Origin of the sequence: Paraburkholderia lycopersici, from assembly GCF_900096975.1 — a bacterium.
Classification (GTDB): Bacteria; Pseudomonadota; Gammaproteobacteria; order Burkholderiales; family Burkholderiaceae; genus Paraburkholderia; species Paraburkholderia lycopersici.
The window spans coordinates 161,829-174,734 of sequence record NZ_FMYQ01000003.1 but is presented as its reverse complement, the minus strand read 5'-3'; the positions used below and the strand labels follow the sequence as shown (position 1 = coordinate 174,734).

12 protein-coding genes are annotated in these 12,906 nt (G+C 66.4%); 6 read left to right on the top strand and 6 right to left on the bottom strand.

The window, feature by feature from the left end; genetic code table 11:
• Positions 1 to 87 precede the first annotated feature (87 nt).
• Together lplT and BLU17_RS05280 are read right to left on the bottom strand one after the other, a co-directional pair.
• Entirely contained in the window at positions 88 to 1,386 is a 1,299-nt protein-coding gene (gene lplT / locus BLU17_RS05285; RefSeq protein WP_091995773.1) for a lysophospholipid transporter LplT, read from the bottom strand.
• Positions 1,387 to 1,553: 167 nt separating this feature from the next.
• Positions 1,554 to 2,354, bottom strand: a complete 801-nt coding sequence (locus tag BLU17_RS05280; protein ID WP_091995474.1) for an inositol monophosphatase family protein — start codon at positions 2,352 to 2,354, stop codon at positions 1,554 to 1,556.
• Between the two features lie 369 nt (positions 2,355 to 2,723).
• Here BLU17_RS05280 and BLU17_RS05275 point away from each other — a divergent pair, with 369 nt between their 5' ends.
• Together BLU17_RS05275 and cysE are read left to right on the top strand one after the other, a co-directional pair.
• Positions 2,724 to 3,599, top strand: coding sequence for an RNA methyltransferase (locus tag BLU17_RS05275; RefSeq protein WP_091995472.1), 876 nt, complete (start codon positions 2,724 to 2,726; stop codon positions 3,597 to 3,599).
• A gap of 196 nt (positions 3,600 to 3,795) precedes the next feature.
• Complete coding sequence (gene cysE, locus BLU17_RS05270; RefSeq protein WP_091995470.1) at positions 3,796 to 4,632, top strand: serine O-acetyltransferase; 837 nt, start codon at positions 3,796 to 3,798, stop codon at positions 4,630 to 4,632.
• A gap of 66 nt (positions 4,633 to 4,698) precedes the next feature.
• Here the strand turns inward: cysE and BLU17_RS05265 are convergent, their stop codons facing one another.
• From BLU17_RS05265 to BLU17_RS05250, 4 genes are all read right to left on the bottom strand, one after another.
• A complete protein-coding gene (locus BLU17_RS05265) occupies positions 4,699 to 5,496 on the bottom strand; it encodes a UDP-2,3-diacylglucosamine diphosphatase (RefSeq protein WP_091995467.1) in 798 nt (265 codons plus the stop codon).
• 32 nt (positions 5,497 to 5,528) lie between these two features.
• Positions 5,529 to 6,023, bottom strand: a complete 495-nt coding sequence (locus tag BLU17_RS05260) for a peptidylprolyl isomerase (RefSeq protein WP_028210008.1) — start codon at positions 6,021 to 6,023, stop codon at positions 5,529 to 5,531.
• 156 nt (positions 6,024 to 6,179) lie between these two features.
• On the bottom strand, positions 6,180 to 6,764 hold the full coding sequence (locus BLU17_RS05255) for a peptidylprolyl isomerase (protein ID WP_091995771.1): 585 nt from the start codon (positions 6,762 to 6,764) through the stop codon (positions 6,180 to 6,182).
• 64 nt (positions 6,765 to 6,828) lie between these two features.
• On the bottom strand, positions 6,829 to 7,539 hold the full coding sequence (locus BLU17_RS05250) for a tetratricopeptide repeat protein (RefSeq protein ID WP_091995465.1): 711 nt from the start codon (positions 7,537 to 7,539) through the stop codon (positions 6,829 to 6,831).
• A gap of 278 nt (positions 7,540 to 7,817) precedes the next feature.
• Here BLU17_RS05250 and cysS point away from each other — a divergent pair, with 278 nt between their 5' ends.
• The 4 genes from cysS (at position 7,818) to tilS (ending at position 12,740) form a co-directional block, all read left to right on the top strand.
• Positions 7,818 to 9,215 (top strand): cysteine--tRNA ligase, encoded by a 1,398-nt coding sequence (gene cysS, locus BLU17_RS05245; RefSeq protein WP_091995463.1) that lies wholly within the window; start codon positions 7,818 to 7,820, stop codon positions 9,213 to 9,215.
• Positions 9,216 to 9,262: 47 nt separating this feature from the next.
• Positions 9,263 to 10,135 carry a DNA-3-methyladenine glycosylase family protein gene (locus BLU17_RS05240; protein WP_091995461.1) on the top strand — a complete coding sequence of 291 codons (873 nt, stop codon included), beginning with the start codon at positions 9,263 to 9,265 and terminating at the stop codon, positions 10,133 to 10,135.
• Between the two features lie 149 nt (positions 10,136 to 10,284).
• Positions 10,285 to 11,256, top strand: coding sequence for an acetyl-CoA carboxylase carboxyltransferase subunit alpha (locus tag BLU17_RS05235; protein ID WP_091995459.1), 972 nt, complete (start codon positions 10,285 to 10,287; stop codon positions 11,254 to 11,256).
• Between the two features lie 44 nt (positions 11,257 to 11,300).
• The gene (gene tilS, locus BLU17_RS05230; RefSeq protein WP_091995769.1) at positions 11,301 to 12,740 is read left to right on the top strand and encodes a tRNA lysidine(34) synthetase TilS; all 1,440 of its coding nucleotides are present in this window, start codon (positions 11,301 to 11,303) and stop codon (positions 12,738 to 12,740) included.
• Positions 12,741 to 12,906 lie beyond the last annotated feature (166 nt).

Here is a 12,906-nt window from a genome sequence, read left to right as displayed (position 1 = left end):
TGCTAGGGGTTCAGGGCGTGAGTTTAACGCGCGCCGATTGCATGTAAAGCCAGCCTTTCGGCTAACGCCGTGCCGCAGGCATTCCCGTCATTCGTCGACCAGCGCCTGCAGGTCCATCGTGCGTGCGTTTGCCGCACTGCGCCGCATGGCGAGCCAGATCATCGCGGCGACGAATACGCCGAAAACGACGATGATCCATGGCACGGGCATCTTTGCGGTGAGCAGCAGCGCATATGCGCCGAGCATCAGCAACACCGCGAGATTCTGGTTGAAGTTCTGCACCGCGATCGAGTGGCCCGCCGAGAGCAGCGTCGCGCCGCGATGCTGGAGCAGCGCATTCATCGGCACGATGAAGAACCCCGCGAGCATGCCGAGCAGTACCATCAGCGGGTACGCGAAAAGCAGGTAGAAGGGCACGATGAAGGTGCCGAGGCGCACGCCGCCGCCGTGCGGAAAGAGCCCCTTGCTGTAGAACGCCATGCCCACGGCGACCGCGCCGCACAGCACGCCAACGGGCAGCACGCGCAGCGAGGCGCGCAGCGACACCCACGCCGCAGCGGCGCCTGCGCCCAGTGCGATGCCAAGCCCGGTCACGCCCTGCATGACGGCCGCCTTCGAGAGCGAGAGGCCGAGGTTCACGTCGGCCCATTTGAGTACGAGCAGTTGCAGCGTGACGGCCGCGCCCCACATCAGGGTCGTGACCCAGAGCGCGATTTGCGCGAGCTTGTCGGCCCAGAGCACGTTGAAGCAATGCGTGAACGTGTGGAAGAGCCGCGCGGGCTCCTTGAGCCGGTTTTCGTAGCGCGCCCCCGTATCGGGAATGCCCATATTGATGAGCGCGGCGATCACGTAGGTCAACATCACGGCGAGCATTGCGAGGTCGGCGGCCGAATGGATGAGCGGCAGCGGACGGCGCGCGACGAACCGCTCGGCGTAGGCCGAAACGAGCGCGCCGCCCATCATCGTGCCGACGATGGTGGAGAGCACCGTGGCCGATTCGAGCCACGCATTGGCGGCGACGAGCTTTTCGGCCGGCAGCAGTTCCGTCAGGATTCCATACTTTGCGGGCGAGTAGGCGGCCGCGCCGAAGCCGACCACGCCATAGGCGATCATCGGATGCACGCCCGCGATCATCAGCAGGCAGCCGCACGCCTTGAGCGCGTTCGAGACGAACATCACGTGGCGCTTTTGCAGGGCGTCGGCGAATGCGCCGACGAAAGGCGCGAGCAGCACGTAGGAGATCGTGAAGAAGATCTGCAGGAGCGGCGTGACCCAGGCGGGCGAGGAGATCACCGTGAGCAGCGCGATCGCCGCGATGAGGAGCGCGTTGTCGGCGAGCGACGACACGAACTGCGCGGCGATAATCGTATAGAAGCCTTTTTTCATCGGATGCATGCGCGCTGCTCATGCAGCGGCGCGGCGGCGGGAATGAACCAGCGGCAGACGGGCGACAAAAAAGCGACAAAAAAGCGGCCGAAGCCGCTCGATACGCATGCGTGGTCCGCGTCGCGGCGTGCGGACATGCGCACGGCGCCGCGCACTCAGGTTGCCTCTCAGGCTGCCTTGTTGACGCGCGTGTACTTCGAAAGGATCGGCACCATTTGCGCGTAGATCTTCGGGTTGCCCGCGACGACTTCGCCAACGTGCAGGAAAGCCGAGTCGCCCGTGTAGTTGCCGATGAGGCCGCCGGCTTCCGTCACGAGCAGGCCGCCCGCGGCGACGTCCCACGGGTTGAGGCCTTGCTCGAAGAAGCCGTCCATGCGGCCTGCGGCGACGTTCGCCAGGTCGAGCGCGGCCGCGCCCGGACGACGCAGGCCCGCGCACGCGCCGGTCATCTCGGCGAAGAGCTCGCAGTAGCTGTCGAGGCCGTCCTTTTCGCGGAACGGAAAGCCGGTGCCGATCAGGCCGTCGGCGAGACGGTCGCGACGGCCCACGCGGATGCGGCGATCGTTCAGGAACGCGCCGCGGCCGCGCGAGGCGGTGAAGAGGTCGTTGCGGGTCGGGTCATAGACCACGGCCTGCGTGACGATGCCCTTGTGCGCGAGCGCGACCGAGACGCAGTAGTACTGGAAACCGTGGATGAAGTTGGTGGTGCCGTCGAGCGGATCGATGATCCACTGGTACTCGGATTCGTTCTCCGACTCGCCCGATTCCTCGGCGAGGATGGCGTGATCGGGGTAGGCGGTCCTGAGCGTTTCGATGATGGCGGCTTCGGCCGCCCTGTCGACTTCCGTGACGAAATCGTTGTGCTGCTTCTTCGCAACCTGCACGAGGTCGAGATCGAGCGACGCGCGGTTGATGATCTGTCCGGCGCGGCGCGCGGCCTTGACAGCGATGTTGAGCATGGGATGCATGAGCCAGGATCCTTGTTGTCCGGCGCTCGCGCTCGACCTGCTCGAGGTTGCTGCGCGCCGGTGGTGCAAAAGATAAAAGCGTCTAACGATTGGACAGGGCGCGGGCCTGGAGCAGCCTGCGGAACCTGTCCCGCCAACGGAGACGAATTGAATAAGAGCGGGGCGCGGCGGCGCTATTTGCCACTAGCCTGCCCGACGCCGCGCGAGCCGTGAAGCGGCCCGGCGCAACGCCAAACGCGCGCGAACCTCGCATTTTACCTGAGACCGGGCCGCTCTGGCTGACGGTGCGCCGCTTTCCCGCCTCTTCTCCGGATGCGAGGCGCGCTAACATAGACGTTTTCCTTACGTTCGCGCTAGAGACTTATCTTGATGCACCCCGATTCATTCGCTGGTCAGGCCGCGGCGGCCGCTTGCGACCTTCACGAGCCGCTGCGCGGCGGCTTCACGTCCACCCGCTTCGTGCTCGTCGAGCCGAGCCATCCCGGCAACGTCGGCGCCGCGGCGCGCGCGCTGAAGACGATGGGTTTCTCGCGCCTCGTGCTGGTGGCGCCGCGTGTGCCGCAGGTCCACTGCGACCCCGAGGCCGTGGCGATGGCGAGCGGCGCCGACGACGTGCTTGCAGCTGCCCACATCGTGCCGACGCTGGCCGACGCACTGGCCGGCGTGCAGTGGTCGCTCGCGCTCACGGCGCGCACGCGCGAGTACGGGCCGCCGCCGAGCGCGCCGCGCCCGGCCGTGCAGGATGCGTGCCGCCAGGTGGCGCACGGCGGCGACATCGCGCTCGTCTTCGGCAACGAGCGCACGGGCCTCTCGAACGACGACGTGGAGCGCTGCAGCGCGCTGGCGCACATTCCGGCCAATCCTGCTTACAGCTCGCTCAATCTCGCCCAGGCGGTGCAGGTGCTCGCCTATGAGCTGCGTCTCGCGTATCTCGGCGAAGGCTTGCCTGGCGCGGCGCTGCCGGTTGCAGGGCGCGCGGGCGGTGCGATAGGCGCGGACGGCGTGCTCCAGCAGGGTGCCGGCTCGCCGCTCGCCACGAGCGACGACATCGAGCGCATGTATGTGCATCTCGAGAACGCGCTCATCGCGCTCGATTTTCTCGATCCCGCCAATCCGAAGAAGCTGATGTCGCGCTTGCGGCGGCTCTTCGCGCGCTCCGGGCTCGAGCGCGAGGAGGTCAACATCGTGCGCGGTATCGCCAAGCACATCCTCATGCTCAAGGCCAAAGGCGGCGAAAGCCGCTGAGCCATGGCGCCGACCTTGCCGCCGACGGGGGCTTCCTGCCCCGAAGCGCCTTTACGCCTACAATCGGCTGAAAATCGGCTAAAACCTCATAAGCAAATGCGCGCGGCTGCAAAGGCCGCGCGCCCGGTCATGCGCACGTGGCGGGGTCGCATGGCCGCAATTCTCCACGATGCCGCCCGTTTTTAGCGTGACTGCCATGTTCAAGAGACTTCGCGAAGACATTGCCACGATCCGCGAGCGCGATCCCGCCGCTCGCAGCGCGTGGGAGGTCCTGACCTGTTATCCGGGTCTGCACGCGCTCGTGCTGCATCGGTTGGCGCATGCGTGCTGGCGCGCGAAACGCCGCTGGCTCGCGCGTTATGTCTCCCAGATCGCGCGTTTTCTGACCGGTATCGAGGTCCATCCGGGCGCGACCATCGGCCGGCGCGTGTTCATCGATCACGGCATGGGCGTCGTGATCGGCGAGACGGCCGAGGTCGGCGACGACTGCACGATCTATCAGGGCGTGACGCTCGGCGGCACCTCGCTCACGCGCGGCGCGAAACGCCACCCCACGCTGGGTCCGGGCGTGATCGTCGGCGCGGGCGCGAAGGTGCTGGGCGGCTTCACGGTAGGGGCAGGCGCGAAGATCGGTTCGAACGCGGTGGTCGTGAAGCCCGTGCCCGAAGGCGGAACGGCAGTCGGCAATCCGGCGCGGATCATCGTGCCCGCGAAGACGGCGCCCGAGCGCGCAAGGCCCGCCTCGGCGCGCGACGGCTTCTGCGCATACGGCATCACGCCCAACGCCGACGATCCCGTTTCGCTCGCGATCCACGGGCTGATCGATCATGCGGCCACGCAGACGCAGCGCGTCGACGCCATCGTCGCGGCGCTCGAGCGGCTCGGGGCGCGTCTCGAAGCCCTGCACGGCGCCGATGCGGCGCTGGCCGAGTTGCGGCGTTTGTCCGCGGGGCTGGAGTGCGGCGGCGCGCAAGGCGAGGCGGCGGCCGGTGGCGAGAAGGCGCCCGAGCACGTGACCTCAACGGCAGCGTGAAAGCGTCAATGAGGCGTGGAAAACGCGCTATCTGGCTGCGCGTTTGCGCATGATTGGCGCTTGACTTCAGTCGAGCGGCAACACCCTGAATCCTTCGGCATCCACGCGCAGGTAGCCGCCGCGCGGCTTGCCGTGATCGAGATCCCAGTCGGGCAAGACCCAGCGCGTGCCGCCGGGCTCCTGGTGGCGCGCGGGACGGTGCGTGTGGCCATGCACGATGGTGTTCGCGCGCGAGCGCTTGAATAGCGTCGCGACGCCTCTCGGGGTGACGTCGTACTTCGGCAGGCGCGGCCCGTTGCGCTTGTCTTCGCTTGCGCGGCGAGCCCGCTCGGCGAGCGCGCGCCGCCAGCGCAACGGCCACGCGAGAAAGAGCAACTGCGCGAGCCGGTTGCGCGCGAGCTTGCGAAAGAGCTGATAGCCGCGATCGTCGGTGCACATCGCGTCGCCGTGCGCGAGCGCGATGCGGGTGCCGAACGCGGTGATGGCGATGGGATCGGGCAGCCAGATCGCGCCCGCCGCTTTCATGAAGCGCTTGCCCATCAGGAAGTCGCGATTGCCGTGCATGACGTAGAGCGCGATGCCGCGCTCGGAAAGCGTATGCATCAGCGCGGTCATGCGCGCGACGAACGGATCGGCGAGCATGTCGTCGCCGATCCAGTATTCGAAGAGGTCGCCGAGTATGAACACCGAGTCCGCCTGATCGGCGGTGACCCGGACGAAGCGTTCGAACGCGGCGACCGTGCGCGGAATCCCCTCATTCAGATGCACGTCGGAAATGAACAGGAACGGGCGTGCCGCGTGCGGGCGCTTGCCCTCGCCGGGCACGCCCGCAGCAGCGTGTCGTAAAGCCTTTTCCTGCAGCATCGAGAGGGGAGCGCGTGAGTGTTGTATGAAGCTTATTCGACGACGACGGCCTTTTCGATCACGACGTCGTCGACCGGCACGTCCTGATGGAAGCCCTTCGAGCCCGTCTTGACCTTCTTGATCTTGTCGACCACTTCGAGGCCCTCGACGACCTTGCCGAACACGGCGTAGCCCCAGCCTTGCGGCGTCGGCGACGAGTGGTTCAGGAAGTCGTTGTCGGCGACGTTGATGAAGAACTGCGCGCTCGCCGAATGCGGGTCGTTGGTGCGCGCCATGGCGATCGAGCCGCGCTCGTTCTTCAGGCCGTTGTTCGCTTCGTTTTCGATCGGCGCTTCGGTCGGCTTTTGCTTCATGCCGGCTTCGAAGCCGCCGCCCTGGATCATGAACCCGTCGATGACGCGGTGAAAAACCGTGCCGTCATAGTGGCCGTTCTTCACATAGTTGAGGAAGTTGGCGACCGTCTTCGGGGCCTTCTCGGCGTTCAGTTCGAGTTTGATGACGCCGTGGTTCGTATGCAGTTCGACCATGATGGAATCCTTTGCCTGTGGCGGGGGGATGGACGTCGCCGCATCGGCAAGAGGCGAGGCGTGTTGCCCAACGCGTGTGCCGGCGCCGCGACGTGCGACGGGTGGGGGCGGCACGGCCGCCCGGGTAGTCGATGACGACAGTCGTGTTGCAGGTGATTACTTGCCGACGAGCGTGGCCGACTGGATCACGATTTCCTTTTGCGGTACGTCGGCCATCGGGCCGCGCGAAGTAGTGGGCGCCGCTTCGATCTTCTTCACGACGTCCATGCCCTGCGTGACCTTGCCGAACACGGCGTAGCCGTTGCCGTCCGGGTTCGGATAGTCGAGGCCGGCGTTGTCGACGGTGTTGATGAAGAACTGGGCCGTGGCCGAGTTCGGGTCGCTCGTGCGCGCCATCGCGATCGTGCCCATGAGATTCTTCAGGCCATTCCGGCTCTCGAGCGCGATGGGTGCGCGCGTCGGCTTCTCGACGAAGCTCTGCGTGTAGCCGCCGCCCTGGATCATGAAGCCGCGAATCACGCGATGAAAGATCGTGCCGTTGTACTGGCCGGCTTTCACGTACTGCAGGAAGTTGTCGACGGTCTTCGGCGCCTTCTCGGGATAGAGCTCGACGCGAATGTCGCCTTCACTGGTCTTGAAGAGCACTTGCGGGTGCGCCGCGGCCGGCTGGCCGTTTTGCGCGAAGGCCGGTGCGTTCGCGATCAGGGCGGCGCTGCCGAGCGCCAACATCAACCATTTCATGAGTATCCTCGGAAGTGCGGGAAAAACGTGTTGCGGCGCGCCGGGATGCATCGCGCGCCGCAGCTTAGTTCGATGGCGCCACGAACGGGGGCATCGCCAGCGACCCGGTCGGGCCGCCGAACTGGTACGCAGGATTCGTGAGCGCCGGCACGAGATGCGAGGGGCCCGCTTCGGATGCGGCTTCAGCCGAGGCGGCGCCCGCATTCTTCTGCGCGGGTGGCGGCGAGACGATCTTCCCGATGTCGGCGAGGCGCTGCTGCGTCGTGCCGCTCGCATGGCCAAGCGTTTGCGCGCGGCGGTATGACGCATCGGCAAGACGCAGGTACAGGTCGCCGAGATTTTCCCAGGCGAGACCGTACGAAGGGTTCGCCTTCAGGGCCGTTTCGAGCGCGATGCGCGCCTCGTCGTAGCGGCCGTGCTTCGCGTAAAGCGCAGCGAGATTGTTGTAGGGCTCGGGCAGCTCGGGGTAGAGCTGCGTGAGTTCGGTGAACGCCTCGATCGCGTCGTCGTCGCGGTTCAGGCGCGCGAGAATGGTTGCGCGCTTGAACTTCGCCTGCACGTCGCGCGGGTTCGTCTTGATGCGCTCGTCGAGCTGGCTCAGTGCCGTCGCCCAGTCGTGCTGGGCGATTGCTGCGTCGGCGCCGGGCGTGCCGTCGGCCGTCGCCGGGGGCGCGGCATGCGCGATGCTGGCGCCGAACAGCGCAATCGCGACGCTCGCGAGAGCCGACGCGGCAAGGGTCGCAGCACGGGGCGCGCGGCCGCTGGAAGGTTTCATAGGGTGAGGTCGCGGTGTTATACTCCGAGCCATTCTAACAAAAGGTCTGTGCGTTTTCGTCGCGCGCTTTGTCCCTCGCCAGTTTCGTGGGCATTCCGGGCGCGTTGCATGAGCCGCCGGGCTTTCTTTCGCCACTCGTGGTCGTCTCCGCCCCGATAGCCGCCTGTTTGCAGGCCGGGCGCCGACAAGCAGCAGCCTGAACAATGCGGGCCAACGCGCCCGCACGCTGCGGTCGGTGTCGCCGCGGATTTCCTTCGACCCACGTATCCATCGTCTTTATGGAATCACTGCGCATCTACAACACGCTCGCGCGTGACAAGCAAAATTTCGTGCCCCTCGTGCCCGGCGTCGTGCGTATGTATGTCTGCGGGATGACGGTGTACGACTATTGTCACGTCGGGCATGCGCGTGTGATGGTGGTGTTCGACATCGTGCAACGCTGGCTGCGCGCGCTCGGTTACAACGTGACCTACGTGCGCAACATTACCGACATCGACGACAAGATCATTCGTCGCGCGGTGGAGAACGGCGAGACCATCAAGCAGCTCACCGACCGTTTCATCGCGGCGCTGCACGAAGACGCGGACGCGCTCGGCATCGAGCGTCCCGACCATGAGCCGCGCGCGACGCAATACATTCCGCAGATGCTCGACATGATCGGCAAGCTCGAAGCGAACGGCTACGCTTACCAGGCTACCGACGGCGACGTGAACTACGCGGTGCGCAAGTTCGCGAACTATGGCGCGCTCTCGGGCAAGTCGATCGAGGACCTGCGCGCGGGCGAACGTGTGGCGACGAACGATGCCAAGCAGGATCCGCTTGACTTCGTGCTGTGGAAACAGGCAAAACCGCAAGAGCCGGCCGACACGAGCTGGGACTCGAAGTACGGGCGCGGACGTCCCGGCTGGCACATCGAATGCTCGGCGATGGGGTGCGCGTTGCTGGGCGATCATTTCGACATTCATGGCGGCGGCCAGGATCTGCAGTTTCCGCACCATGAGAACGAGATTGCGCAGAGCGAAGGCGCGACGGGCAAGACGTTCGTCAATACGTGGATGCATAACGGCTTCGTGCAGATCGACAACGAGAAGATGTCGAAGTCGCTCGGCAACTTCTTCACGATCCGCGAGGTGCTGGCGAAGTACGATGCCGAAGTGGTGCGCTTCTTCATGGCGCGCGCGCATTACCGCTCGCCGCTGAACTACAGCGACGTGCATCTGGACGACGCGCGCAACGCGCTCACGCGTCTTTACACGGCGTTGAAGGACGTGACGCCGGACGCCGGGGAGCTCGACTGGAACGAGCCGTACGCGCAGCGTTTCCGCGCGGCGATGAACGACGACTTCAACACGCCGGTGGCGATCGCCGTGCTGTTCGAGCTGGCGAGCGAAGTGAACCGGACGCATGACGCGGTGCTCGCGCGTCAGCTGCAGCGCCTCGCGCGTGTGATCGGGTTGCTCGTGCGCGAGCCGCGCGTGTTCCTGCAGCAGGCGGCCGGCGCGCAGGGGGCAGGCGCGCTCGACGTCGCGGCGATCGAAGAAAAGATTGCCGCGCGCACGGCGGCCAAGCAGGCGAAGCAATATGCGGAGGCGGACCGGATCCGGGCCGAACTGCTCGAATCCGGTGTCGCGCTCGAAGACAAACCGGGCGGGTTGACCGAGTGGCGCCGCGTGTGAGCGGGCTGTCCAGTTTCCACTGATCGATTCGCGAGGCAGGAGGCAGGATGGCAACGGCCACGAAGACGCAGGCGAAGCGGTCTGCGTCGCTAACGGGCGGAACCGCGGGTGCGCCGGAGGGCGCAAAGCGAGCGCTCAACGGTGCAGGCGGGAAAGCAGCAAGCAAGCCGGCGCGCGCGAAGGCCAACGGAACGGGCGTCTCGCACGAGGCGCTCGACGGCGCGGCGATCGAGGCCACGCTCTCGAATGGTCCCGCAGCGCTCGAAGCCGTGGAGCCGGCCGCGAACGCGCTCGGCGATCTCGACTTCGAGGTGCAGCGTCCCGACTATTGGGACAAGGCCTGCGTGGATCTCGTCAAGCGCGACCGCATTCTCAAGAAGTTGATTCCGAAGTTTGGGCCCGTTCATCTGCTGAGCCGCGACGACCCGTTCGGGACGCTCGCACGTTCGGTGGTCGGCCAGCAGATTTCGACGGCGGCGGCGCAGGCGCTGTGGCAGCGCGTCGAAGCCGCATGCCCGAAGCTCGTGCCGCAGCAGTTCATCAAGCTCGGTCACGAGAAGCTCGCCGCGTGCGGACTGTCGAAGCGCAAGACGGAGTACATCCTCGATCTCGCGCAGCACTTCGTTTCGGGGGCGCTGCACGTCGGCAAGTGGACCTCGATGGACGATGAGGATGTCATCGCCGAACTCACCGCGATTCGCGGCATCGGCCGCTGGACCGCCGAGATGTTCCTCATCTTCAATCTCGCGCGTCCGAACGTGCTGCCGCTCGACGATCTGGGCCTGATCCGCGCGATCAGCATCAACTATTTCAGCGGCGAGCCGGTCACGCGCAGTGAGGCGCGCGAAGTCGCGGCCAACTGGGAGCCGTGGCGTACCGTCGCGACCTGGTACATGTGGCGCAGCCTCGAGCCGTCATGAGGCACCGGCGCGCTGCCTGCGCAGCCGGACGAACAACGAATGGCTAAGCATTTATCTATCGATGCAAGAAATCGATAGTTCTGAGCCGATTTCGGCGCGGGCCGGCGCGGTTAGAATACGCGCTGCCGCAAAGTGAAGGATTCCCACACATGAAGACCACGTTTCTGGATTTCGAACAGCCGATCGCTGAACTGGAAGCGAAGATCGAAGAACTGCGCTTTGTTCAGGACGACTCGGCCGTCGATATTTCGGAAGAAATCGAGCGGCTGTCGAAGAAGAGCCAGCAGCTCACGAAGGACCTCTACGCGAACCTGAGCCCGTGGCAGGTTTCGCAGATCGCGCGTCATCCGCAGCGCCCGTACACGCTCGATTACGTGCACGAGCTGTTCACCGATTTTCACGAGCTCCATGGCGACCGCGCGTTCGCGGACGACCTTTCGGTCGTCGGCGGCCTCGCGCGCTTCAACGGCCAGGCTTGCATGGTGATCGGCCATCAGAAGGGCCGCGACACGAAGGAGCGCGCCGCGCGCAACTTCGGCATGCCGCGCCCGGAAGGCTATCGCAAGGCCGAGCGCCTCATGCGCCTCGCCGAGAAGTTCGGTTTGCCCATCTTCACGTTCGTCGACACGCCGGGTGCGTACCCCGGCATCGGCGCGGAAGAGCGCGGCCAGTCGGAGGCGATCGGCCGCAATCTCTACGTGATGGCCGAACTCAAGACGCCGATCATCACGACGATCATCGGCGAGGGCGGTTCGGGCGGCGCGCTCGCGGTGGCCGTGGCCGACACGGTCATGATGCTGCAGTTCTCGACCTACTCGGTGATCTCGCCGGAGGGCTGCGCGTCGATTCTCTGGAAGAGCGCCGCAAAGGCGCCCGAAGCCGCCGAAGCGCTGGGCCTCACGGCGCATCGTCTCAAGGCGCTCGGCCTCATCGACAAGATCGTGAACGAGCCGCTCGGCGGCGCGCACCGCGATCCGAAGGGCATGGCCGCGCTTCTGCGTCGCGCGCTTGCCGACTCGCTGCGCCAGTTTCAGGGCATGAGCATCGCCGATCTCAAGGAGCGCCGCTTCGAGCGCCTGATGGCCTACGGCAAGTTCAAGGAAACGACGCCGGGCGCGTAAGGCGCGCGACGTCATCAGTGCCGGTGCATTCGCACCGTCGTGCCGTGACCGACCATTCCAGATCCGACGCCGGGCACATCGTTGTCGATGTGCTCGGCGTTGTGCTTTCCACGCTCCCCGACGATGCGCGCATCGCTATCGCGTATAGCGGCGGGCTCGACTCGTCGGTGCTGCTCGACGGAGCGGTTCGCGTGGCGGGGGCCGGGCGCCTTGTCGCGCTGCACGTTCACCATGGCCTGAGCCCGAATGCCGACGCGTGGCTCGCGCACTGCGAGACGACCGCGCGCGCTTACGGCGTGACGTTCGACGCGAGGCGCGTCGAGGTGGCGCGCGACGACGCGGCCGGCGTCGAGGCGGCTGCCCGCGACGCACGCTACCGCGCGCTCGACGCGATGTGCGCGGCGCACGGCGCGCAGGCGCTCTGGCTCGCGCAGCATGCGGACGATCAGGCGGAAACGGTGCTGCTGCAACTGCTGCGCGGCGCGGGACTCGCGGGCATCGCGGCGATGGCGCCTTCGCGCGCGGTGGCGGCCGGCGTGCCGCGCATGCGGCCGTTGCTGCCTTTGTTGCGCGCGCAACTTGAGCGCCACGCCCGCGCGCATGGCCTGCACTGGATCGACGACGAGTCGAACGCCGACACGCGCTACGCGCGCAACGCGCTGCGCCACGATGTAATGCCCGCGCTTTCCGCGCATTTCCCCGGTTATCGCGATGCGCTCGCGCGCACGGCGGCGCACGCGGCTTCGTCGCAACGTTTGCTCGACGATCTGGCGCAACTCGATTTGCGCGAAGTGGCGAGCGGCGATGGGGATGCGCTTTCGCACACCGCGCTGCTCGCACTCGATGATCCGCGCGCGCTCAACCTGCTGCGCTACTGGATGCGCACGCTTGGACTGCCCGCTGCGTCGGCGGCCCGTCTTGCGGACATGCTGAGGCAACTGCGCGAGGTCGCGCGCCGCGAAGGCGGTGGCTACGCGTTGCGCGTCGAGCATGCGGGACATCGATTGCGCTGCTATCGCGGGTGCGTGTCGTGGGAAGCCGCGCGCGCGAGCGACAGCGCGATGCGTGGCGAACGCTCAGACGGGCGCGCATTGCGCACGCCTCAGACGTTGCACTGGCACGGCGAGGAGGTCTGGCGTCTGCCGTCGTGGCGCGGCACGTACGTTTTCGCTCCCGCTGCCGCCGGCGACCCCGACGCCGTTCCCGAGCAGGTGCTCGCCCGCGCACCGCTCGTCGCGCGCGAACGCAGCGGCGGCGAGCGTTTGCGCGACGAAGCGGCGAACCTCAGCCGCACGCTCAAAAACGTGTTCCAGGCGCGGGGCGTGCCCGCATGGGAGCGCGACGTGCCGCTGCTCTTCGTCGGCGAAACGCTACTGTTCGTACCCCGTATCGGCGTGAACCGGTCTGCGTTCGGCACGGAGCCGATCGTGCAGGGCGCGGCCTGGCGTCGCATCGAATGGCGCGACGACTTGCTGCTCGCCTGAACGTGTCGCGGGCGCTCGCCGCGCTTTGCGCCGGCCACAAGGCGTCAATCGGCGAAAGATGGTTGCGGGAGGGCGATCGTTCCCCCCGCAAATCCTTGCCGCGCAAGCCTTTTTCGGTAATCCCAAGTCCGTTGCGTCTTGTAATTTTGACCCTGATCGGGTAGTG